The organism is Bacillus sp. 1A (assembly GCF_052682215.1).
In genome coordinates this window covers 5,973,481-5,995,666 of record NZ_JBQYLZ010000001.1, presented here as the reverse complement: position 1 = coordinate 5,995,666, position 22,186 = coordinate 5,973,481, and the positions used below count along the sequence as shown (strand labels likewise).

General features: G+C 35.3%; 17 protein-coding genes. 9 read left to right on the top strand and 8 right to left on the bottom strand.

All coding sequences use genetic code 11. The annotated features are described in order from the left end of the window. Positions 1 to 67 precede the first annotated feature (67 nt). Positions 68 to 592, bottom strand: coding sequence for a DUF4871 domain-containing protein (locus ACUN0F_RS30705; RefSeq protein ID WP_264462953.1), 525 nt, complete (start codon positions 590 to 592; stop codon positions 68 to 70). A 115-nt stretch (positions 593 to 707) separates the two neighbouring features. After that, positions 708 to 1,634, bottom strand: a complete 927-nt coding sequence (locus tag ACUN0F_RS30700) for a DMT family transporter (RefSeq protein WP_445540721.1) — start codon at positions 1,632 to 1,634, stop codon at positions 708 to 710. A 120-nt stretch (positions 1,635 to 1,754) separates the two neighbouring features. Between ACUN0F_RS30700 and pdxR the strand changes: the two genes are divergently transcribed. Continuing rightward, positions 1,755 to 3,155: a MocR-like pyridoxine biosynthesis transcription factor PdxR gene (gene pdxR, locus ACUN0F_RS30695; RefSeq protein ID WP_264462955.1), complete on the top strand. Its 1,401-nt coding sequence runs from the start codon at positions 1,755 to 1,757 to the stop codon at positions 3,153 to 3,155. 35 nt (positions 3,156 to 3,190) lie between these two features. On the opposite strand, the gene ACUN0F_RS30690 is transcribed toward pdxR, so the two are convergent. The 3 genes from ACUN0F_RS30690 to ACUN0F_RS30680 all read right to left on the bottom strand — a co-directional run bounded on the left by ACUN0F_RS30690 (position 3,191) and on the right by ACUN0F_RS30680 (position 6,049). Then, positions 3,191 to 3,703 (bottom strand): GNAT family N-acetyltransferase, encoded by a 513-nt coding sequence (locus ACUN0F_RS30690; RefSeq protein WP_000351216.1) that lies wholly within the window; start codon positions 3,701 to 3,703, stop codon positions 3,191 to 3,193. A gap of 145 nt (positions 3,704 to 3,848) precedes the next feature. Then, on the bottom strand, positions 3,849 to 5,312 hold the full coding sequence (locus tag ACUN0F_RS30685) for a HAMP domain-containing sensor histidine kinase (RefSeq protein WP_264462956.1): 1,464 nt from the start codon (positions 5,310 to 5,312) through the stop codon (positions 3,849 to 3,851). A 65-nt stretch (positions 5,313 to 5,377) separates the two neighbouring features. Further along, positions 5,378 to 6,049 carry a response regulator transcription factor gene (locus ACUN0F_RS30680; RefSeq protein WP_199713996.1) on the bottom strand — a complete coding sequence of 224 codons (672 nt, stop codon included), beginning with the start codon at positions 6,047 to 6,049 and terminating at the stop codon, positions 5,378 to 5,380. A gap of 329 nt (positions 6,050 to 6,378) precedes the next feature. On the opposite strand from ACUN0F_RS30680, the gene ACUN0F_RS30675 reads away from it, so the two are divergent. After that, positions 6,379 to 6,501 (top strand): hypothetical protein, encoded by a 123-nt coding sequence (locus ACUN0F_RS30675; protein ID WP_001069013.1) that lies wholly within the window; start codon positions 6,379 to 6,381, stop codon positions 6,499 to 6,501. Between the two features lie 506 nt (positions 6,502 to 7,007). On the opposite strand, the gene ACUN0F_RS30670 is transcribed toward ACUN0F_RS30675, so the two are convergent. Further along, entirely contained in the window at positions 7,008 to 7,514 is a 507-nt protein-coding gene (locus ACUN0F_RS30670) for a GNAT family N-acetyltransferase (protein WP_000405878.1), read from the bottom strand. 220 nt (positions 7,515 to 7,734) lie between these two features. Beyond that, the gene (gene fdhD, locus ACUN0F_RS30665; RefSeq protein WP_000529227.1) at positions 7,735 to 8,541 is read right to left on the bottom strand and encodes a formate dehydrogenase accessory sulfurtransferase FdhD; all 807 of its coding nucleotides are present in this window, start codon (positions 8,539 to 8,541) and stop codon (positions 7,735 to 7,737) included. A 300-nt stretch (positions 8,542 to 8,841) separates the two neighbouring features. Here fdhD and fdhF point away from each other — a divergent pair, with 300 nt between their 5' ends. From fdhF to ACUN0F_RS30630, 7 genes are all read left to right on the top strand, one after another. Next, entirely contained in the window at positions 8,842 to 11,778 is a 2,937-nt protein-coding gene (gene fdhF / locus ACUN0F_RS30660; RefSeq protein ID WP_046953837.1) for a formate dehydrogenase subunit alpha, read from the top strand. Positions 11,779 to 11,790: 12 nt separating this feature from the next. Further along, positions 11,791 to 12,273 carry a DUF1641 domain-containing protein gene (locus ACUN0F_RS30655; RefSeq protein ID WP_001040529.1) on the top strand — a complete coding sequence of 161 codons (483 nt, stop codon included), beginning with the start codon at positions 11,791 to 11,793 and terminating at the stop codon, positions 12,271 to 12,273. Positions 12,274 to 12,429: 156 nt separating this feature from the next. Then, positions 12,430 to 14,301: a glycerophosphoryl diester phosphodiesterase membrane domain-containing protein gene (locus tag ACUN0F_RS30650; protein ID WP_001164727.1), complete on the top strand. Its 1,872-nt coding sequence runs from the start codon at positions 12,430 to 12,432 to the stop codon at positions 14,299 to 14,301. Positions 14,302 to 14,671: 370 nt separating this feature from the next. Beyond that, a complete protein-coding gene (ald, locus tag ACUN0F_RS30645; RefSeq protein ID WP_001219752.1) occupies positions 14,672 to 15,805 on the top strand; it encodes an alanine dehydrogenase in 1,134 nt (377 codons plus the stop codon). 103 nt (positions 15,806 to 15,908) lie between these two features. After that, positions 15,909 to 17,324, top strand: coding sequence for an amino acid permease (locus ACUN0F_RS30640; protein ID WP_001284892.1), 1,416 nt, complete (start codon positions 15,909 to 15,911; stop codon positions 17,322 to 17,324). Between the two features lie 255 nt (positions 17,325 to 17,579). Then, positions 17,580 to 17,957: an ArsR/SmtB family transcription factor gene (locus ACUN0F_RS30635; protein ID WP_000290207.1), complete on the top strand. Its 378-nt coding sequence runs from the start codon at positions 17,580 to 17,582 to the stop codon at positions 17,955 to 17,957. A gap of 23 nt (positions 17,958 to 17,980) precedes the next feature. Continuing rightward, the gene (locus ACUN0F_RS30630; RefSeq protein WP_445540720.1) at positions 17,981 to 20,347 is read left to right on the top strand and encodes a heavy metal translocating P-type ATPase; all 2,367 of its coding nucleotides are present in this window, start codon (positions 17,981 to 17,983) and stop codon (positions 20,345 to 20,347) included. A gap of 202 nt (positions 20,348 to 20,549) precedes the next feature. On the opposite strand, the gene ACUN0F_RS30625 is transcribed toward ACUN0F_RS30630, so the two are convergent. Next, complete coding sequence (locus ACUN0F_RS30625) at positions 20,550 to 22,013, bottom strand: nicotinate phosphoribosyltransferase (RefSeq protein ID WP_048541651.1); 1,464 nt, start codon at positions 22,011 to 22,013, stop codon at positions 20,550 to 20,552. Between the last annotated feature and the right edge of the window lie 173 nt (positions 22,014 to 22,186).

The following is a 22,186-nucleotide window of genomic DNA, read 5'->3' as shown; positions in this document are numbered from 1 at the left end:
CTAAAAAGGCACTGCTTTTTTGAGATAAGGAATTAAAATAAGGAGAGTGTGTTTTAGTTTTGTCACTTTACTCAGCAGTAATTACAAACTGATCATAATATTTTTCATTCACATATATATTTAAAACCCATAATCCAGAGGAAGGTAGCGACATAGTAAGCGGGAGTTCGTCTGTAGTAGAATCAATTGTATTTGAAGTAGTCCAAGTTGTTTTGGAAGTTTCTTGTTGAAAGAGTACTGGTGTTGGAGTTACTGATCCTTGTTTTAGTGCGATGATAGATAGTTTTCCAGTTGGTATTTCTGGATCTAAAAAGTACCACATTATTTCATTTTTTTCGTTTGCGATAATAGGCCTATCAGCCATTGCAATTTTTTCTTCAATTCCTTTTAAAGGTATTTTTTCTTGTATGAAGGAGGGTGTTTCTTCCCAATTTACATCTTTTAAAACGCTAAGGTGAAAGAATGAAGGTGCATTAACTTGAGTGGATGACGTTGCGATAGCTTCTTTTTTAGGTTTTTTTAAATCAGGTTGCGCTTGTGTACATCCAGCGATGAGAATGGAGAAAAGTAACATAGTTCCGATTTTTTTCATGGTGTCACACTCCTAATTTTGATTGTTAGTGTAATTGTATTTGCTAGAAAGCGGGACAATTCCTTTAAAGTATAAAAAGAGGTCGTAAGTTTTGTACGACCTCTTTTGACATTTTTTATATTTGTTCAGTTGTAAAGGTTGGTTCTCGCCCTTTTTGGGGCATCGTTAAGAAAATAACAGAAAGAACGATACATACGCCGCCTAATAGTTGATATGCTCCAAAGGATTCATTCAGCCAAGTGATTGAAACGATGGCAGCTACAAGTGGTTCAATGCTAGATAAAATGCTCGTTTCTGTTGCTGCTAAATATTTCAGACTACCGATATAAAGGAGGAAAGAAAGAGTGCCACTTAGGATGATAAGAATAAGCATAGAAAAAGTTTTTGGTGTAAAGGTTTGTGAAAGCTGATTCCATTCAAACGAGCGATTACAAATAAGCAGGGCAATGCCACCGATTAACATCCCCCAGCCAATTACTACAGTTGTTCCGCATTCTTTAATAAGAGAAGCTGGATGAAGGGTATAAAATGCAAAGCCAATTGCTGTTAATAGGCCGAAAATAATGGCTTCTTTCGATAAAACAATATTTTCAATTGAACCGTTTGTAATAATAAAGTACGTTCCCGTTAGGGCAGTTATAATTGCAAGTAGTTGCATAGAAGCAGGGAATTTTCTTTGTCCAAATGCGACATAAATGGTAATAAGAACAGGACCTAGAAATTGAAATAATGTCGCTGTGACCGCATTACTAATATGAACTGTTTCGATAAAGGCATATTGCGCACCGAGCATGCCGAGAATAGAGAAAATAATAAGTTGTATAGAATGTCTAGGATGTTTCCAAATTTGAAATATGTTTTGTTTCTTTATAAGCAAGAAAGATAAAATAAATATTCCCGCAAGCAACAAGCGAATTGTTAAAAAATCAATTGATGATACGTTAGTATGTTGAAATAGCCACTGAATCATCGGGCCAGATAATCCCCATAAGGTAGCTCCTGAAATAATCATAATGAGTCCAATCCGTCTATTGTTGTTCATAATCATGCATCCCCTCTCGAGTATTTGATTTTTTATGTGTGACATGATACAAGGAATTATATATAACTTCTGGTACTGTAAAAAGTATCAGATTTTAGTTTTTTTAAGGGGTCAGATATTATGTTAGAATTAACGCCTAATTTAAATACGAAAAGTAAAATAGCATTGTATGTGCAATTGTATGAGTATATAAAAAAAGAGATTAAAGATGGAACGATTCCGGCTTTTACAAAATTACCTGCTAAAAGAAAGCTGGCGAGCTATTTACAAGTGAGTAAGAATACAGTAGAAGCGGCTTACGAGCAATTACTTGCAGAAGGTTATATTGAATCGGCATCGAGAAAAGGTTATTTCGTATGTAAAATTGAACAAATGATTTATGTAGAAGGAAGCGAAGCGAAAGTAGAAGAAGTATCGTTTCGGGAGGAGAACTATACATTTGATTTCACCCAAACAGGGGTTGATATGGATACTTTTCCGTTCACTATGTACCGCAAGCTTATAAATGATGTATGGCAGCCACATAATAATGAGTTACTTTTTCTTGGACACCCTCAAGGGGAATTGAGCTTAAGGGAGGAAATTGCGAACTATTTGTATGAATCTAGAGGTGTGCGTTGTTCAGCTAGCCAGATCGTATTAGGAGCGGGTACACAAATATTAGTAAAGCTACTGTTTCAATTGTTAAAGGGAAGCAATTATGCAGTTGAAAACCCAGGTTATCATAGGAAAATGGTTGTTTTTGAACAGGGAGAAAAGAAGGTTCAAATATTGTCTTTAGATAGGGACGGAATTTGTATGGCAGATTTAGAAAATAGTGATGCAAATGTTGTATTTGTAACTCCTTCTCATCAGTTCCCATATGGAATGATTATGCCTATTACGAGAAGGACGCAGCTTTTACAATGGGCAAAGAAAGAAGAAGACAGGTATATTATTGAAGATGATTACGATAGTGAATTTCGCTATTCAGGAAAGCCAATTCCGGCACTACAAGGATTAGATACAGACGGGAAAGTTATTTATATGGGGACACTATCAAAAGCTTTGTTACCCTCATTACGGATGAGTTATATCGTATTACCGAAGAATGTAATTAAAAAATATCAAAAGGAATATTTATTTTATACGCAAAGTGTTTCAAGAATGGACCAAGAAGTGATAAGAAGGTTTTTAAATGAAGGATATTGGGAAAAACATATTCATAAAATGCGTGTCGTTTACCGAAAAAAGAGGGATCGACTTGTTTTTGAAATAGAGAAATATTTCTCTAATCGTGTTGAAGTGATAGGAGAAGATTCTGGATTACACATTTTATTACAAGTGCATAATGGAATGCGAGAAGAAGAGCTAATTAAAGAAGCAGCAAAATATAGTATTAAAATATATCCTGTTTCTACGTACTATAAAGACGGTACTGCGCCTGAAAATGTAGTTTTACTTGGGTTTGCGATTTTATCAGAAGAAGAAATTGCGAAAGCGATTCAATTATTACATAAGGCATGGTGTACAAGAAAGTAAAAAAAAACATCCTCCAAGCATGAGGATGTTTTTTATTATTTATTTTCATCTAAGAATAAGACCATATGCTCTTCGTCCCAATATTGTCCGTTATATTTTAATGAACGTTCTTGTACACCGAATGTTTTAAATCCTAATGATTCATAAAGTTTTTTTGCTCCATCGTTGCCAACAACAACATCAAGCATAACTTGTTCTACTTCTAAAGATTTAGCAAGTTCAAGACATTCTTTAATAAGTGCTTTTCCTGCTCCAAGTCCGCGTGCTTTTGGAGAAACATATACAGAACCGATTTTAGCTTTATGTTCTTGTTTTACATATGGTTTCGTTTCCAGTGTTGCAACCCCGATTAATTGTCCATCTTTAAATGCACCTAGCGTATAGTTTTCATCTTGTGCTAATTTTTGTGCTTTATATTCAATCGCACACTCTTTATTAATAATATCTTCATAAGAAGAGCTGAAAGCTTCAGGGTTTTGCTTTAATCCTTCTACACGAAGTTCTAAGTAAATTTCCGCTTCGTCTTTTGTTAATACATGGATATCCAATTGTATCACCCTCCAAATCTTTGCAAATGTACCTTTATTTTATATTGAAATAAGAATAATTTCAAAACCTTAGCTTATATGAGCTGATTTTATGAACAAAATAACACCAGTAGTGTTTACTACTACTGGTGTTTTCACACGCATCTTATTCAAAAGGTAGCTCGATTCTAAAGTTTGTTCCTACTCCTAATTGGCTTGTTACTACAATGGAGCCGTTATGCAATTCTACAATTTCTTTTGCAACAGCTAGCCCGATACCTTTTCCTCCAGTAGCTCTCGTTCTCGATTTATCAACACGATAAAAACGATCAAAAATATGCGGGATATCTTCTTCAGGAATACCTTCTCCTTCATCGGCTACACTTATTGTAAAAGAATCTGTTTCTGTGAGTACGCGTATCGTAATAGTAGTGTTTTCTGGCGAATGTTGATAAGCGTTGTGTAATAAATTTAACATAACTTGTTCCATACGTCTTTCGTCTATGCAAACTTCTAAATTATCTTTGCAATATACATGGAGTTGCATTTGTTTATTTGTTAATGTTGTTTTTGTTTTTTCAACCATTCGTTCTAAAAAAGGCCTAAGAATCACTTTTTGTTTTTTTATAACAAACTGGTGTTGTTCTAATTGCACCAGCATAAATAAATCTTGGACGAGATCGGTTACACTATCTGTTTCATCCTCAATGATTTGTAAGTATTCTTCACGTTCTTCTTTCGTTAAAGAGTCTCTCTTTGCTACCTTCGCATAACCTTTCATATAGGTTAATGGAGTTAATAGTTCATGGGCAACACTAGCGAGAAATTCATTGCGTTCTTTTTTCATATAAGCCAGTTCACTAGATAAATCTTCAATCGTTTTTGCTAAACTTCCAAGTTCATCATTCCGTTTAATACCTAATTGAATTGGCTTATTTAACTTTGACATTTTTTCTGTTGCCTTCTTCATTTTTATAAGCGGTTCTGTAATAACACGAGAAAAAACAAAGACAGAAATAGTCGTTAAAATAATTGTCAAAACACTAATGATAAGAAATTGATTCATGAGTTTAAGTAACATATTTTCTAAGAAAGATGTCTTTAATAACATATACAACTTACCTTGAAATCCTTGAAGTTCCAGCGGGCTTACCGTTGTGATGAATTTTGATTTTTTCCAGTTCTTTTCGACGATTAATCCACCTTCTGGGATAGTCTCTGTTTTACAAGTAAGTTGTTTTTGCATTTCTTTTGTTACAGGTTCTGAGGTAGAAATAATTTTGCCGTTATTGTCCGTTATAATGATGGCTATATCAGAGTTAGCAATTAATTCTGATTCTACTAAGTGTTCAGCTTCATCCGCGATATCGAACTCTGGATACACAGGACGGTTAGGATTTTTATTGTATTCAGCGCGTTCGAGGTATTTCTTTTCTTTAGCAATGGCACTCCACTTTGTGCGGTTTTTAATTTTGTTACTATAGCGATTACCTTTTTCTAAAAGAGCAAGTGTTTCTTCCTCAATGCGCATTGTTGAAATGCTTTTGTAAAAAGATACAAAAGCAATTGTTTCAATACATAAAGCTAATATTAAAAAGTATGTCCCAATTTTAAGTGAAAGTTTACTCATTTCCTCACCATACCTTATTTCATATAAAGGGTCAGTGGTATACTATTGTCCGCTGACCGAAGTAATTATTCACTTTTCCATTTATACCCGACTTTATAGACAGTTTCTAAGTAATCTTCAACAGGAAATCCTTTTTTACGTAATTTATCGCGGATATTACGAATATGTGAATCGATTGTTCTATATTCAATGTCTGTTTCATAACCCCAAATTTTTTCGATTAAATCATCTCGGCTATAAGCACGGTTTGTATTTTGTAAAAATAGTCCAAGTAACGAAAACTCGATAGGTGTCAGGGAGATTTTGTCATTATAAACTGTGACAGTATGTTTCGTTTTATCCCACTCGATACCATTGAAGCTAACAAATCCATCTTTCTTTGTACGACGTAATATAGCTTCGATTCTTGCGACTAATACATGCTCATCAAATGGTTTTGTAATATAGTCATCCGCGCCCATAGTGAGGCCTTTCACCATATCGTAATTTTGATTACGAGCTGTTAGCATAATGATTGGAACGTTGGAAATTTGACGGATTTGATAGCAAGTATCCCATCCATCCATATTCGGCATCATAACATCTAACAAAATAATATCGAAGTCTTTTTGTTCTATTAACTTTAGTGCTTCAAGGCCAGAAGTAGCTTTCATACAAAAATAGCCGCGAGGGCTTAAGAAAAGATCTAATAATCGTAACATACGTTCTTCATCGTCTACTAATAAAATTTTTACCATTATCTTGTGCACCCCAAACTGTTCATTCTACTTGTATAGTTTACATGAAAATAATAAAAAACTCTTTTTATGTGATTGAGTGGAAGAGTAATTTTTCGCTCAGAGTAATTGACATAAAAAATGCACTAGTTTTGCACAACTATTTTTTATAATAGAAAACGTAGCGACACAAAATACCCTATGTTGCGACATAACGTCATGTCATTTTATTTATAAAATGACAATTCCATTCTATTGTGTATGTGAGATAGAGAGGGTTTTCGTATTCACCTCGCATCGGATAAGAAAAATTTCCTATCTCACACTTTTTTTAAAAGGAGATCATACACATGAATCCAAATGAAGAAATTTCAAAAAAAGAAAAGCAAGATCGTAATACGGTTGTCATGTGCATTGCCGTATCTATGGTTATTATTATAAGTTGTGTAAATAAAATTTTGGGGATTTTATAATATAGAAAAAGCTTATTGCTTCTTAAGAAGCAATAAGCTTTTTTTCGTTATTAGGGGAATAGTTTTATATAATAAACCAAGGTAAAATTGCTAACCCAGAAGTTACAATTGCTGTAGTAAATATTAAAAGCATAGCTCGTTTGTTTTGTTTCATGTCACATTCTCCTCTACATATCAAGTACATGCGATCAGCGTGGGATGTAGTTCCCCACTGAGTAAAGTTTCACTTTATACTTTTAGTATAATGAATGGAAAGGTTTGGTACGATCGATAAAGGTGACATGAAGATTACATTGTTGTAATGAAAAAAGCACCTTTTTTAATCAAAAGGTGCTTTTGGAAAACTCCCCCGCATTAACGGGCAGTAACTCCCACCTTAAAATTCAGCAAATGCGAGGGAGTTACGTGGGCGATAACTGCCCGTAAAAGCCCGATTGGTTCAACTAATACTCAGTGGGGCATGAAAAACTCCCCCACTGAGTAAAGTTTCACTTTATATTGAAGTATTAATCATTTAAGAACAGAACCATATGTTCTTCGTCCCAATATTGACCGTTATGTTTTAAAGAACGTTCTTGTACGCCGTAAGTTTGGAAACCTAATGATTCATATAATTTTTTTGCAGCATCGTTACCAACTACAACATCGAGCATAAGTTGTTCTACATGTAGTTTATCGGCATTTTCAATAATTGCTTTAATGAGAGCTCGTCCTGCTCCAAGGCCACGCGCTTTTGGGGAAACAAAAACGGAACCGATTTTTGCTTTATGTTCTTGTTTAATGAAAGGCTTTGTTTCTAAAGTAGAAATGCCGATTAAATCGTTATCTTTGAAGACCCCTAGAGTATACTTATCCGGATTGCTTAATCGTTTTGCCATAGCAGCTACAGGATCCTCATGTTTAAGAACATCTTCATAAGAAGAGCTAAAAGCTTCTGGGTTCTTCGTTAAACCTTCCATACAAACTTTTAAATATATTTCTGCGTCCTCTGTCGTTAATAAGCGAATTTCCATAGTTATAACCTCCTTGGTCGAAATAAATCCATTACTTCTATAAGATTGTGTATGCGTTTTGTTAGCAGTCTCTTTTAATTTGTAAAAGAATGAAAAGATATATGCTACAATGTTTTGTTTTTAATATGTAATGAAATTATATATTAACTTTATTAACTATTCAAGTCTTTAATATATTACATTTTTATAACTAAAATAACTCCTCAACCGAGGAGTTATTTTAGTTATTCGATTGATAACCATCAATTCGATGTGGATGTGTGTAAATATTGCAAGATTCGTTTCTAATAAATCCTACGACTGTAATGCCTAAATCATGAGCGAGTTGTAATGCTAATTTTGTTGGAGCGGATTTAGATAGAACCATTTCACATCCGATTTTTGAAACTTTGAGTAAAATTTCGGATGAAATACGCCCACTAAATGCAATGATTTTTCCTTTAACAGATATATCGTTGCGCAAACAATGGCCATATATTTTATCTAATGCATTATGTCTTCCGATATCCATTCTTGATAGGAGGATATTATTTCGATCACATAGCGCGGTATTGTGAACCCCGCCGGTTTGGCGAAAGGTAGTGGACGATTGTTGTAAAGTATTCATTAAGTAAAAGCATTCTTCAGGAGTAATTTTTACATGTATATCATGTAAATCTTTTGCTTTTGCTGCATCGTTAACGAAAATGAAACCTTGTCTACCTTTTCCGCAGCAAGAAGTGATGTATCGTTTATTATATAAAGTTTGATAGAGTGGATTTACTTTTGATGATGTTACATGGACAATTCCGTTATCTTTTTGCACCCATAGTTCTTCAACATCTTTATAGGAAGCAATAATTCCTTCAGAAATTAAAAAACCAATTACCATATCTTCAATATAATTTGGTGTGCATACAACTGTTACATATTCTTCACCATTTAATTTAATAGTAATAGGAGATTCTGTAACAATCTCATCCAGTTGTTTTGAAAATGTACCAGATTGATAGCGTACAATTGTATAAGTCTCTTGCGTAGGCCCCATATTAAATTCCCCTTTTATATGTATTTCTCTCCCATATTTATCATAAAACAATGGGGAAATAAAAACACCTATTAGCAAGGAAATCACAGATTATTTTGGTTATTATTGTATATGTACGATATAATAGAACCGTAGAATAGTGATATTTTCAAGCTTTCGTAGTTATACCTTATAACATCTAGAATCGACTTCATAAGAAAAGTATTCGGGCAGAGCGTTTCAAAAATATGTACAGTAATGCGATTTTGAAAACGGATTCATAATTGTGTTGTACAGTTGGTTGTAAGGAGAGGGGAAACTATGGCAGAACAGACAGTCCGTGTAACCGTGGATGGTAAAGAATTTTCCACATCGGGTGAAAAGACGATACTACAATTATTTAACGAGAGTAATTTGGAACATCCTCAAATTTGTCATGTACCAGAAGTAGATCCAATTCAAACTTGTGATACGTGTATTGTAGAAGTAAATGGGAAGTTATTACGTGCTTGTTCAACGAAATTAGAGAACGGTATGCATATCGAAAGACAGTCCCAGCGTGCAAAAGAGGCACAGACTGAGGCAATGGATCGAATATTAGAGAATCATTTATTGTATTGTACCGTTTGTGATAACAATAATGGTAACTGTAAAGTCCATAACACGGTACATATGATGGGAATCGAAGAACAGAAATATCCGTATGAGCCGAAAGTAAGTGCTTGTGAAGTGGATATGTCACATCCATTTTATCGGTATGATCCAAATCAATGCATTGCTTGTGGACAGTGTGTAGAAGTATGTCAAAACTTACAGGTTAATGAAACTATATCGATAGACTGGAACTTAGATCGTCCACGTGTTATATGGGATCATGGTGTAAGCATAAATGACTCATCTTGTGTGAGTTGTGGGCAATGTGTAACAGTATGTCCATGTAATGCGTTAATGGAAAAATCAATGTTAGGTGAAGCTGGATTCATGACAGGATTAAAACCAGATGTGTTAGATCCGATGATTGATTTTGTAAAGGATGTAGAGCCTGGATATAGTAGTATTTTGGCAGTTTCAGAAGTAGAGGCTGCGATGCGTAAGACGAAAGTTAATAAAACAAAAACAGTTTGTACATTTTGTGGTGTCGGTTGTTCATTCGAAGTATGGACGAAAGATCGTCAAATTTTGAAAGTACAACCTGTTTCAGATGCACCTGTTAATGGTATTTCCACATGTGTAAAAGGTAAATTTGGATGGGACTTTGTAAATAGTGAAGATCGAATTACGAAGCCATTAATTCGCCAAGGAGATATGTTTGTTGAAGCTTCATGGGAAGAAGCATTAGAAGTTGTTGCTTCTAACATGCAGCATATTAAATCTGAATATGGAAGCGATGCATTTGGATTTATTTCTTCATCGAAAGTAACGAATGAAGAAAATTACCTTATGCAAAAACTAGCTCGACAAATATATGGAACGAATAATGTAGACAACTGTTCTCGTTACTGTCAGTCGCCAGCGACAGATGGTTTATTTAAAACTGTCGGTATGGGCGGGGATGCTGGAACAGTGAAAGATATAGCTGAAGCAGGACTTGTCATTATCGTTGGTGCGAATCCAACAGAAGGACATCCTGTACTTGCGACGCGTGTAAAACGTGCTCATAAATTACACGAGCAAAAACTAATTGTAGCAGACCTCCGTAAACATGAAATGGCAGAGCGTGCGGATTTATTTATTCATCCGAGCCAAGGAACGGATTACGTATGGCTTGCTGGTATTACGAAATATATTATTGATCAAGATTGGCATGATAAAAAGTTCATAGCTGAAAACGTAAAGAATTTTGATGAATATAGCAAAATGGTAGAGAAATATACGCTGGACTATACAGAGAAAATTACAGGGATTTCGAAAGAAAATCTGAAAGAAATGGCTCGTATGGTATATGAAGCAGATGGTACTTGTATACTTTGGGGAATGGGTGTAACTCAAAATACAGGAGGAAGTACGACATCAGCAGCAATTTCAAATTTACTACTTGTTACGGGTAACTACCGTCGTCCTGGTGCAGGTGCATATCCATTAAGAGGACATAATAACGTACAAGGTGCTTGTGATATGGCAACATTACCAAACTGGCTTCCAGGTTATCAAGCAGTATCAGATGATACGCTTCGTGCTAAGTTTGAAAAAGCATATGGTACAACTATTCCGAAAGCGCCAGGATTAAATAATATTGCAATGTTACTTGCGGCAGAAGAAGGAAAACTACGTGGTATGTATGTCATGGGTGAAGAAATGGCTTTAGTCGATTCAAATGCGAACCATGTACAACATATTTTAGCGAATTTAGATTTTCTTGTCGTTCAAGATATGTTCTTATCAAAAACAGCTCGTTTTGCTGATGTTATTTTACCGGCAGCACCAAGCTTAGAAAAAGAAGGAACGTTTACGAATACAGAGCGCCGTATTCAAAGATTATATGAAGTATTGAAACCGCTTGGTGATTCCAAACCAGATTGGTGGATTTTGCAAAAAGTTGCTCGTGCACTGGGCGGGGATTGGAATTACGAAAGTCCAAGTGAAATTATGGACGAAATCGCATCACTTGCACCGTTATACTCTCAAGCGACGTATGACCGTCTAGAAGGATGGAATAGTTTATGTTGGGGTAGTCATGATGGTAGCGATACACCGCTATTATATGTAGACGGATTTAACTTCCCAGATAAACTTGCTCGTTTATCATTAGATGAATGGGTACCACCGGTTGTAGCACCAGATGAGTATGATTTACTTTTAAATAATGGACGCATGCTCGAGCATTTCCATGAAGGGAATATGACGAATAAGTCGGCTGGTATTTTATCTAAAGTATCTGAAGTATTCGTTGAAATTTCACCGGAACTTGCTATAGAGCGCAATGTGAAAGATGGTGGTCTTGTGGAATTAGCATCACCATTTGGGAAAATTAAAGTACAAGCGCTTATTACAGATCGTGTAACGGGGAAAGAGCTATATTTACCGATGCATGCAACAGTAAATGAAGAAGCGATTAATATTTTAACTGGGACGGCAACAGACATTTATACGTGTACACCGGCGTATAAACAAACGATGGTGAAAATGCGTGTGTTACGTGAAAAAGGAAACCGCCCGTTACCATCTTCGAACCCGCGAGATAAAAAGCGTAATCCGCAAAATGGTGTTGAAATCGAGCAAAAGTGGCAAAGAAAACAATACGTATCACTTGTGGACTAGGGGGCGGAGATAGTGGCGAAAGAAATTACGTTAATTAAAAAGAAAGTTGTAACAGAGGAAGAACAGAAACAGCAAGTAGCAGATGAACTTCTAAATGAGCTATCTAATAATCGTGAAGCAGTAGAAGAAACAATGCAGCTTTTAGCACAGTTGCAAAAGGCTGGTATATTAGATGCGGCGATTAGTTTACTTGCTGCGAAGGAAGATGTTTCAAAGATCGCTGTGGAGCAATTAAATCGTGAACCAGTTAAAAATGCACTTAACAATATGATGGGAGCGGGGGAAGCACTATCCTCAGTTGACCCAGAAGTAACGAAGCAAATCACATCGAGTTTAGTCACTGGATTACAATTTGCAACAGATGAATTAAATAGTGGCAAAAAAACAAAAGTGATGGATTTCTTTAAAGTGTTAAAAGATCCAGATATCAATAGAGCCATTACATTCGGTTTTAGCTTCTTGAAAGCATTTGGACAAGGGTTAGAGAAAAAATAGAGTAGATGAAAAAAGTGATGGGGAGTAACCATCACTTTTTTCATTGTATGTATAAGAGTGTTCATGTTAAGCGGAATATATTATTATTAAAAAGATGGATTAGAAATGGAAATGTGGAATCCATCTCAAATATCGTTTTAGAATGTGGAGGAATATATGCAACACCGTAAAAGACTATCTATACCAGGAGTAATTGGACATTCCTTTCAAACAGTTAGATTTGCTTTTTGGAATGTATTAACCTTTCAACTTGCTTATAAATTATTAGCAGCGATTGTATTTGTCCCGCTATTTGGGATCATTTTTAATAAGTTATTGTATTTTGGTGGTTATGCAAATGCGACGAATGATGAATTATTAGCGTTTTTAAAGACGCCATACGGCATATTGGCAATCGTAATTTTATCATTGTTAGCACTGTTTCTTATCTTTACGGAATTTGCGGTGCTTATTATTATTTCGTACTTTGCTCATAAAAGGCAAAAGGTGAGATTACGTCCGATTTTGTATAAAACAGTAACGTATTTACCTTCCCTTTTTACATATTGCTTACCAGGATTTGTTTTGTACGCAGTTGTGTTATTACCACTATTAAGTACGGGGTATAAATCTGCATTGATTCCTGAGATTCAAATTCCTAATTTTATTACAGGTGAACTATTTAAGACAACAATGGGTCAAGTTGGATATTATACTTTCTTTGCTGTAGTTGCCTATTTAAATCTTCGTTGGATCTTTGTTTTACCTATTATTGTTTTAGAGGAAAAGCCGTTCCGCACCGCAGCACGAAAAAGTGCAAACTTAGTAAAAGAAAGCTTTTTTAAAGTATTATTCTTTTTAGTAGGTTTTTTCATATCTGTAGGAATTGTCTTTCTTTTATTTATAGGAATTTATTTACTTTGTCTGTGGGGAGTATATGAATTTACAAACCCAGCAGGGACATTTGCATTATTAGCGGAATCAACAATGTCTGTGTTTTTAACGAGTACATTGTATTTATTTAGCTTTATCGTGACACCATTTTATATTATGGCGATTACGCGATTGTATTTACAAAAGGTTCCAGTTGAAGATGTTTTATTAGAAGAAGGATTAGATTATTCGAAAACGAAAGCAGATAAATGTTTCTTCCAAAAACATCGTTGGAAATTTATTGGCGTATATATTGTAGGAATTATTACTGCGGGAATGGTTGTTGCCTTCATTGTGACCTTTATTACAAACACATATAAAGAACCAATTATTATGGCTCATCGTGGTTATATTTCAAAAGGTGTAGAGAATACGAAAGAAGCTGTGCAGGGGGCTATTGATGCGAAAGCAGACTATGCTGAAATTGATGTACTGCAAACGAAAGACGGTGAACTAGCAGTTATACATGATTTGAAGCTAAAACGTCTTGCTAATGCTAATGTTCATGTGTCAGATTTAACGATGGACGAGTTAAGACAGCTTACTCTTAGTCAAGATGGGTTTTCAGGACAAATAAGTACACTTGATGAGATTATTAAGCTGTCAAAGGACAAAATCAAACTTAATATTGAAGTGAAGCTTCATGGTGGCGAAAAAGATTTCGTAAACAAAGTATTAAAAGTGATTAAAGATAATGAATTTGAGAAGCAATGTGTCATTCAAACGTTACACTATCCGCTTATTAAAGAGTTTAAACGAGCAAATCCCAATATAAAAGTAGGATATATACTGTATGCAAGTAGAGCTAACTTAAAGAATGTGAAAGCTGATTTTTATGTAGCAGAAGAATACATGTTAAATAAGAAATTAGTAAAAGAAGCAAGAAAGTTAAACAAGCCGATTTACGTATGGACGGTAAATGATATGGAAAGTTTAAAGGGATATTATAAATTAAACGTAGATGGTATCATTACCGATTATCCTGAAGATGCACGTGAAACAATTAAGATGTTAAAAGAGCAAGAAGCGGAAGAAAGTGATTTGTTTGATAAAATTACTGAAACAACAGATGATTTATTTTCCAAGTTATTTATAAGTTACCCAGCTGCTGGCTAAATGCCTGCAGCTGTTTTTTTAGGAAAAGAATATATCTCTAAAGTATTGTGTACAGTAATAAGTGTATATGTATACGTCGATACTTAGGTTTCTTACATTGTTACATTATTGTCGAATAATAAATGATTGCTTCTTATTTTTAGGGCGTATAATAAAAATAGAGTGATAGATAATGAAATGGCACGAAGATGCTAATAGAATCAATGTTCCATATATTTACACTATTCTAAATATATAAACTTTAAAAAAAATGGTATGTTAGCGTTTTCATAACTTTTAAGTTATGCTAGAATAAGGACATAAGTTATTAATTATTACAAAAAGAAAAAAGAATCTCTTTTTTCTGTTAATTATAAGGGGGCATTTCATTATGCGTATTGGGGTACCAGCAGAAATTAAAAACAACGAAAACCGTGTGGCAATGACACCAGCAGGTGTTGTACATTTAATTCGTAACAATCACGAAGTATTCATTCAAAAGGGTGCAGGTTTAGGATCTGGTTTCACAGATGCTCAGTATGTTGAAGCGGGAGCAAAAATTGTTGATACAGCTGAAGAAGCTTGGAACATGGAAATGGTTATGAAAGTTAAGGAACCAGTTGAAAGCGAATACAAACACTTCAGCGAAGGTTTAATCTTATTCACATACTTACACTTAGCTCCAGAACCAGAATTAACAAAAGCATTAATCGAAAAGAAAGTTGTTTCTATTGCATATGAAACAGTACAATTAGAAAACCGTTCTCTACCATTACTTGCGCCTATGAGTGAAGTAGCTGGTCGTATGGCTGCACAAATTGGTGCACAATTCCTTGAGAAAAACAAAGGCGGTAAAGGTATCTTACTTGCAGGCGTTCCAGGGGTTAAACGCGGCAAAGTAACAATCATCGGTGGTGGACAAGCTGGTACAAATGCTGCTAAAATTGCAGTTGGACTAGGTGCGGATGTAACAATCATCGACTTAAGTGCAGAACGTCTTCGTCAATTAGATGACATTTTCGGAAACCAAGTAAAAACTTTAATGTCTAATCCTTACAATATTGCAGAAGCTGTAAAAGAGTCTGATCTTGTAATCGGTGCAGTATTAATCCCAGGTGCAAAAGCGCCAAAACTTGTAACAGAAGAAATGATTCAATCAATGGAACCAGGTTCTGTTGTTGTAGATATCGCGATTGACCAAGGTGGTATTTTCGAAACAACTGACCGTATTACAACTCATGATAACCCAACTTACGAAAAACACGGCGTTGTTCATTATGCAGTTGCAAACATGCCAGGTGCGGTTCCACGTACATCAACTCTTGCATTAACAAACGTAACAGTACCATATGCAGTACAAATTGCTAACAAAGGCTACAAAGAAGCTTGCCTAGGAAACGCTGCATTACTAAAAGGTATTAACACATTAGACGGCTATGTAACATTCGAAGCAGTTGCAGAAGCTCACGGTGTAGAGTACAAAGGTGCTAAAGAATTATTAGAAGCAGAAACAGTATCTTGCTAATAGCAGCATTATACAAAATAAAATCGAACAATATATAAACCAACATGATAAGAGCTAAGAGTGAAGATCTCTTAGCTCTTCTTGGCAAAAGGGGGCATACATCGTGGCCAACCTATTTAAAAAGAAATCCGTTACGCAATTGTTAGGGGAAAGTAAAAGTAAAACTTTAACGAAAACGCTAGGGGCATTTGACCTAACAATGCTAGGGATTGGTGCGATAATTGGTACAGGAGTTCTAGTATTAACTGGATTAGTAGCAGCAAGAGATGCTGGTCCAGCAGTTATTTTCTCATTCATGATTGCAGCAATTGTTTGTGGATTTGCAGCTTTATGTTACGCAGAAGTTGCATCTACACTTCCTGTTTCAGGTAGTGTGTACACATATTCATATGCAACAATTGGTGAGTTTGTTGCCCATTTAATGGGATGGACATTGTTATCCGTATATGTCGTAACGACTGCCGCAGTAGCCGGAGGATGGACGGGTTATTTCCATAATTTAGTGAGCGGATTAGGACTTGAAATTCCTAAAGCCTTGTTAACGATTCCATCGCAAGGTGGTATGGTAAACTTACCAGCAGTTATCGTTACGTTAGTGATAACTTGGTTATTATCACGAGGTACGAAAGAAAGTAAGCGTGTGAATAACATAATGGTATTAATTAAAATTGGTATTGTTGTTTTATTCATTGCAGTTGGTGTATTCTACGTGAAACCAGAAAACTGGATACCATTTGCACCGTACGGTTTAAGTGGAGTGTTCGCAGGGGGAGCAGCAGTATTCTTTGCTTTCTTAGGATTTGATGCATTAGCAACTTCTGCTGAAGAAGTAAAAAATCCGCAACGTGATCTACCGATTGGTATTATTGCTTCGTTAGTTATTTGTACAATCATTTATGTTGTAGTTTGTCTCGTTATGACAGGTATGGTTTCTTATAAAGAATTAGATGTACCAGAAGCTATGGCATATGTGTTAGAAGTTGTAGGACAAGACAAAGTAGCAGGTATAATCGCAATTGGAGCTGTAATTGGTATTATGGCTGTAATTTTCGCTTACATTTATGCAACAACTCGTGTATTCTTCGCAATGAGCCGTGACGGTTTATTGCCAAAATCTTTCGCGAAAATTAACAAGAAGACTGAAGCGCCAACATTTTCAGTTTGGTTAACAGGAATTGGTAGTGCTTTAATTGCTGGATTTATCGATTTAAAAGAATTGTCGAATTTAGCGAATATTGGAGCGTTATTAACATTCGCCATGGTTGGTGTAACTGTTATCATTCTTCGTAAAACGCATCCGAAATTACAACGTGGATTTATGGTACCACTTGTACCGATCTTACCGATTATTTCAGTTGCATGTTGTCTATTCTTAATGGTAAATTTACCGTTAAAAACATGGATATACTTCGGTGTTTGGTTAGCAATCGGAGTAGTTGTATACTTTGTTTATTCGAAAAAACATAGTCATTTAAAAGACGATGGAAGTTCGCAGGATAATTTAGAACAAGCTAATTAAAAGGGATATAAGTATAGTAAGCCTTGTGCGTCTAGGGAGCGCGCAAGGCTTTTTTCTTTTGGGCAAAATGTACATCCTTTTTTGTATGAGAATGTAATGGATGCGGAAAATATGTGTACGCCTTATTAAAATGTGAACAAAATGTTCGGAAAAATGTATGAGATTTTATTGACACATATGAATGGACGCTCATATAATAAGAGTATAAGATATATGAATAATTGTTCATATGTTCAAATGAAGAGGTGAGCTATAATGGCTGTAAATAAAGTAGAAACACCACAAGAGACATGTTCTCAAACGATAATTCATGAAGAAGTTGTTGATCAAGTAAAACAAACAATTCCAACTGATGAAAGTTTAAGTAAAGTAGCAGAATTATTTAAAGTATTAGGCGATCGTACACGGACGAGAATATTACATGCATTATTTGAAGCTGAAATGTGTGTTTGTGATTTAGCTTATTTATTAGGAATGACACAATCATCTATTTCGCATCAGCTTCGTGTGTTAAAGCAAGCGAAACTTGTAAAGAATCGTAAAGAAGGAAAGGTCGTTTATTATTCGTTAGCTGACCAGCACGTAATTCATATCTTCGAGCAAGCGTTTGAACACGTAAACGAGGAAGAATAAAAAGAACGCGAGGAGGGAGAACGATGGCTGAAGCATTAGTGAAAAAGAAACTGGTGTTAGAAGGTTTAGATTGTGCGAACTGTGCAATGAAAATTGAAAAAGGCGTTGGGAATATAGAAGGAGTAAATTCTTGCTCTGTAAATTTCGCGACAAAAACAATGGTTTTAGAAACAGCACAAAATACAGAAAGCGAAGTTGTTACAGAAGCAAAACAACTCGTTACAAAATTAGAACCGCACATTAAAGTGCAAGAAGAAAACAACAGAAAAGTAGCAAAAGAAGTGTTTATATTAGAAGGTTTAGATTGCGCGAACTGTGCGATGAAGATTGAAAATAAAGTGAAGGAAATGCCGTCTATTTCAGCAGCAACTGTTGATTTCGTATCAAAGAAATTAAGAGTTGAAGTAGCGAATAAAAGAGAATTAGAAGCGACTGTAGCAAATATAACAAATATCGTTCAAAAGTTAGAACCAGATGTGAAAGTTGTTCGTGAAGAAAAAGGTGGGCATGACCACGGACATAGTCACGACCATGGTGAAGCAAATGTGAAAAAGATGGTAGGACGATTAGTGGTCGGCGGAATTTTGACAGCAATTGCTGCATTAGCGGGCTTACCACAAATGATAACAATTCCGTTATTCGTCCTTGCGTATTTATTAATAGGCGGAGATATCGTTTGGAGAGCGGTAAGAAACATAACTCGCGGCCAAGTGTTCGATGAGAACTTCTTAATGGCAATTGCAACACTAGGAGCTTTTGCGATTCAACAATATTCAGAAGCTGTTGCGGTAATGCTATTCTATCAAGTAGGGGAATTATTCCAAAGTATTGCGGTCAATCGCTCCCGAAAGTCAATTACTTCATTAATGGATATCCGTCCTGATTATGCGAATGTGAAGGTTGGAAATGAAACGAAACAAGTATCACCAGAAGATGTACAAATCGGCGATTATATTATCGTGAAGCCTGGTGAGAAAGTACCATTAGACGGAAAAGTAGTTGAAGGAACATCAATGGTAGATACTTCAGCATTGACTGGTGAATCTGTACCACGTGAAGTCGAAGTTGGAAATGATGTATTAAGTGGTTTTGTGAACCAAAATGGTGTATTAACAATTGAAGTGACAAAAGAATTTGGTGAATCAACTGTATCAAAAATTTTAGATTTAGTTCAAAATGCAAGCAGTAAAAAAGCGCCAACAGAAAACTTTATTACGAAGTTCGCGCGTTACTACACTCCAGTTGTAGTTATTACAGCAGCGATCATGGCGTTTATTCCACCACTTATTTTAGAAGGAGCTACATTCTCAGAATGGATTTATAGAGCTTTAGTGTTCTTAGTAATCTCTTGTCCATGTGCGTTAGTTGTATCTATTCCTCTTGGATTCTTTGGAGGAATTGGTGGTGCATCTAAAAGTGGTGTGTTAATAAAAGGAAGTAACTATTTAGAAGCTTTAAATGATGTGAAATATATTGTTTTTGATAAAACAGGAACATTAACAAAAGGTGTCTTCAAAGTTACAAAAATGGAACCAAGCGAAGGTATTACAAATGAAGAATTATTAGAGTATGCAACATTTGCTGAAGTGTATTCTAATCATCCAATTGCACAATCTATTCGAAAGGCATACGGAAAATCAATTGATGAAAAAATAATCGATGAGTATAGCGAAATTTCTGGTCACGGTACAGTCGTAAAAGTACAAGGAAAAGAAATTTTTGCAGGTAATGCTAAATTAATGAAAAAAGAAAACATTACATTTAAGCAACCAGAAACGGTAGGTACATTAGTTCACGTTGCTGTAGATGGGGAATATGCAGGTTATATCGTTATCTCTGATGAGGTAAAAGAAGATTCAAAACAAGCAATTCAAAAATTAAAAGAACTAGGTATTAAGAAGACAGTCATGTTAACGGGTGATGCAAAATCCGTTGGTGAAGCTGTTGGTAAAGAATTAGGTTTAGATGAAGTTCACGCAGAACTATTACCGCAACAAAAAGTCGAAGAGATTGAAAAAATTGATGCGGCGAAGAACGGAAAAGAAAAAGTTGCTTTCGTTGGTGATGGTATTAATGACACACCGGTATTAGCAAGAGCAGATGTTGGTATTGCGATGGGTGGTTTAGGATCAGATGCAGCGATTGAGGCGGCAGACATTGTTATTATGACTGATGAGCCTTCAAAAATTGCAACAGCCTTAAATATTGCAAAACGCACACGACGCATTGTATGGCAGAATATCATCTTTGCATTAGGGGTAAAAGGATTAGTTTTATTACTTGGTGCTTTTGGTATTGCAACAATGTGGGAAGCTGTCTTCTCAGATGTTGGTGTGACACTACTTGCGGTGTTAAATGCAATGCGTGTACTACGAGTGAAAGATTTATAAAAAAGAGGACGCGACCTGCGTCCTCTTTTTTAGGTTATTTTGTTGAAATTGACTCAATAAAATAATAACAAATATTATTTTGTAATTGAATAACTTAATATTAAAATTTACGAATAAAAAATATTTGTCGTACTATTTTAATATATTTTCCACAAAGATACATATCGTATTGAAAAAACAGAGAAGGAAAAGCTTCTCTGTTTTATTTTTGTATATTTTTTTCAACTTGTTCTCGAACAGTTTGAATGTAATTCATTTTATGATCCCAACATTCTTGACTTAAATCGACAGGGTACTCTTCGGGATTTAAAGTTCGCATATATTCTTCCCAAAATAGTGCGAGACTCTGTTCATTATATTTTTGAATATCTAATATACCTGGTAGTTCATATGTTCTTTCGCCGTTAATGAAAATGTCTTTATGCAGTTCGCGTGCTTCAAAGTTTGTTACAAATTTACTTATATACGTGTGAACAGGATGAAACATTTTTAAACGTTCTTCTTTTCCTGGTTCTTCAGAATCTAATGCAATATAATCGCCTTCTGCATGATCGTTAACTCGATTGATAATGCGATAAATTCGTTTCAGTCCTGGAGTGGTAATTTTTTCAGGGTTAGATGAAATTTTAATTGTATCATTTAACTTTCCATCAGTATCTTCAATCGCAACTAGTTTATAGACAGCCCCTAACGCTGGTTGTTCAAAGGACGTAATTAATTTTGTTCCAACGCCCCATACATCAATTTTTGCGCCTTGAGATTTCAAGTGCATAATTGTGTATTCATCTAAATCGCTAGAAGCAATAATTTTTGTATTTGTAAACCCAGCTTCATCTAGTAGTTTTCTTGCCTTTTTAGATAAATAAGCCATATCACCACTATCAAGGCGAATTCCATAAAAATCGATACGATCCCCAAACTCTTTCGCGACGCGAATCGCATTTGGAACACCTGATTTTAAAGTGTCGTATGTATCAACGAGAAAGACACATTTTTTATGAGTTTCAGCGTATTTCTTAAACGCGACATATTCATCGCGATACGCTTGAACGAAAGAGTGAGCGTGTGTGCCTGCTACAGGTATTCCGAAGCGTTTCCCAGCTCGTACGTTACTCGTAGATGAGAAACCACCAATAAAGGCAGCGCGTGTGCCCCAAAGAGCTGCATCAAACTCGTGGGCACGTCTTGTACCAAATTCTAAAAGTTCATCATTATTTGCAGCGTGCTTCATACGAGCGGCTTTTGTTGCAATTAATGTTTGGTAATTCACAATGTTTAACAGAGCAGTTTCAATAATTTGTGCTTCACCGAGCGGTGCATCAACACGTAATAAAGGCTCGTTATTAAATACAACTTCACCTTCTTGCATACTTCGAACGGTCCCAGTGAATTTCATATTTTGTAAATAATGAAGAAATTCTTCTTCAAATTGTAATTCTGCTAAATAAGCGATATCGCTTTCGGTAAAGCTGAAGTTTTCTATGTACTCTACAATCTTTTCAAGGCCAGCAAAAACAGCATAACCGTTCTCGAATGGAAGCTTTCGAAAGTATAAATCAAACACCGAGCGGCGATTATGAATACCATCTTTCCAATATGTATAAGCCATATTAATTTGATATAAATCTGTATGTAAGGCATAGCTATCGTCTTTATAATAAGTCATCGCGAAAACACCTCCATAATTTGGTTATAGTATACCAATTTTTCACCGCTCGTAGCAAAGAATGGATATGAAAGTAGAGTCAAGAGGGAAAAAAATGAAATAATGCATATTTTTTAGAAAATTAACATTTATCAATTTATATTTCTCAAGATTTTATGTATTATTAGAGTAAT

What these genes read in the sequence shown, in the direction of transcription:
- ACUN0F_RS30705 (WP_264462953.1), bottom strand. Translation starts at nt 592, where the DNA reads ATGAAAAAAATCGGAACTATGTTACTTTTCTCCATTCTCATCGCTGGA.
- ACUN0F_RS30700 (WP_445540721.1), bottom strand. Translation starts at nt 1,634, where the DNA reads ATGAACAACAATAGACGGATTGGACTCATTATGATTATTTCAGGAGCT.
- pdxR (WP_264462955.1), top strand. Translation starts at nt 1,755, where the DNA reads ATGTTAGAATTAACGCCTAATTTAAATACGAAAAGTAAAATAGCATTG.
- ACUN0F_RS30685 (WP_264462956.1), bottom strand. Translation starts at nt 5,312, where the DNA reads ATGAGTAAACTTTCACTTAAAATTGGGACATACTTTTTAATATTAGCT.
- ACUN0F_RS30680 (WP_199713996.1), bottom strand. Translation starts at nt 6,049, where the DNA reads ATGGTAAAAATTTTATTAGTAGACGATGAAGAACGTATGTTACGATTA.
- ACUN0F_RS30675 (WP_001069013.1), top strand. Translation starts at nt 6,379, where the DNA reads ATGAATCCAAATGAAGAAATTTCAAAAAAAGAAAAGCAAGATCGTAAT.
- ACUN0F_RS30670 (WP_000405878.1), bottom strand. Translation starts at nt 7,514, where the DNA reads ATGGAAATTCGCTTATTAACGACAGAGGACGCAGAAATATATTTAAAA.
- fdhD (WP_000529227.1), bottom strand. Translation starts at nt 8,541, where the DNA reads ATGGGGCCTACGCAAGAGACTTATACAATTGTACGCTATCAATCTGGT.
- fdhF (WP_046953837.1), top strand. Translation starts at nt 8,842, where the DNA reads ATGGCAGAACAGACAGTCCGTGTAACCGTGGATGGTAAAGAATTTTCC.
- ACUN0F_RS30650 (WP_001164727.1), top strand. Translation starts at nt 12,430, where the DNA reads ATGCAACACCGTAAAAGACTATCTATACCAGGAGTAATTGGACATTCC.
- ald (WP_001219752.1), top strand. Translation starts at nt 14,672, where the DNA reads ATGCGTATTGGGGTACCAGCAGAAATTAAAAACAACGAAAACCGTGTG.
- ACUN0F_RS30635 (WP_000290207.1), top strand. Translation starts at nt 17,580, where the DNA reads ATGGCTGTAAATAAAGTAGAAACACCACAAGAGACATGTTCTCAAACG.
- ACUN0F_RS30630 (WP_445540720.1), top strand. Translation starts at nt 17,981, where the DNA reads ATGGCTGAAGCATTAGTGAAAAAGAAACTGGTGTTAGAAGGTTTAGAT.
- ACUN0F_RS30625 (WP_048541651.1), bottom strand. Translation starts at nt 22,013, where the DNA reads ATGACTTATTATAAAGACGATAGCTATGCCTTACATACAGATTTATAT.